The 1,244-nt window shown below is 64.1% G+C and carries 1 protein-coding gene and 1 pseudogene; both read left to right on the top strand.

Annotated elements, in window-relative coordinates:
* Window positions 1–361, top strand: a pseudogene (locus EN893_RS34550) (hypothetical protein); the annotation flags it as partial.
* Entirely contained in the window at window positions 358–1,116 is a 759-nt protein-coding gene (locus tag EN893_RS34545; protein WP_127272436.1) for an FkbM family methyltransferase, read from the top strand. The pseudogene EN893_RS34550 and the gene EN893_RS34545, both read left to right, overlap by 4 nt.
* Window positions 1,117–1,244 lie beyond the last annotated feature (128 nt).

Here is a 1,244-nt window from a genome sequence, read left to right as displayed (position 1 = left end):
GGCGGGTTTCAACCCGCCATTCTCGGTCACCGCCTATCTCAGGGCGTTTGCCGCCTCGCTGCTGCGTGCCGTCAGCCTGAACAGCTGGGTCGGCGTGTCGGTGCTGGCACTGGCCGGCTGGTTTGCCGCCGCCCGCGCCGGCTTCCGCCTCGACCGCCGCGCCGGCATCCTGTTTGCGGCACTGGTGCTCGGCGCGCTGGCGAAGTTCACCGTCTTTCCGATCCACGACACGCGCATCTATTTCCCGCATCTGATCCCGCCATTCCTGCTGCTGGCGACGCCGTTCATGGCGCTGTGGGCAGCCGCGGCTCGTGGCCAGAATCGCGCGCCCTTGCCAATCATTCCCGGAGACAAGCCATGAGTTCGCTATCCAGCCTGGCGCGCGTTGCCCTGTCGCTTGGTCTTCCAAGTAGTGTTCTCGATCGCGGGCCGTCGCTGCGCGGCACGAAGTTCCTGGCCAGGGCGGCGCTGAAGGCGCGATTTGGTGGGGCAGGGCGACCGTTCCAGATGGTCAATGTCGGTGCCTGCGACGGTGCGCTGTTCGACGATGTGACGCCGTGGCTGCACCGCATAGCTGGCGCACGCGCGATGCTGGTCGAGCCGATGCCGTACAATCAGAAACGACTGCGCGCCAACTACCCCGACACCAGCCGGTTCATCATCGAGCCGGTGGCGGTGACGAAGACAAAGGGCACGATCACCGTCCACACTTTCGATGCCGCCGCGCTCGAGGCCGGCACGTTGCCCATCGAGTTCATCGGCTGCTCGTCGGTCACCGACACCAATCTGATGTCGGGCAAGAATGCCTGGGGCGAGGCCGACACCAACTTCAACAAGTTCGCGCCGCATCTCAGGGACATCGAGGTGCCATCCGAGACCTTGCAGACGCTGCTCGACCGCAATGGCATCACCCATATCGACGCCTTTCTCGTCGATTGCGAGGGCGCCGACTGGATCGTCTTCGAACAGCTCGACCTCAAGCGCTACCGTCCCGGCATGATCAAGGTCGAGGTCGGCGCGCTGCCCGCGGCCGAGATCGGCCAGGTCGTGGTCAAGCTGAAGACAGCAGGTTATCAGGTCGGCTTCCAGGCCGAGGACATCTGGGCCTTCGCCTGAGTTATAGCCTTCACCTTGGAAGGCGAACCGCCAAGGGTCCGACGGGAAGCATTCTGCCGTCTGGTCGCTCGGCTTTTTGCCAATGTCGCAAACAGGCTTCAATCGTGCTGCTGCTCCGCCTTATAGTC

Origin of the sequence: Mesorhizobium sp. M7A.F.Ca.CA.004.04.2.1, from assembly GCF_004022825.1 — a bacterium.
Taxonomy (GTDB): domain Bacteria; phylum Pseudomonadota; class Alphaproteobacteria; order Rhizobiales; family Rhizobiaceae; genus Mesorhizobium.
Note: the sequence above shows the minus strand (reverse complement) of the source record. Positions and strands in the feature narration are given on the sequence as shown.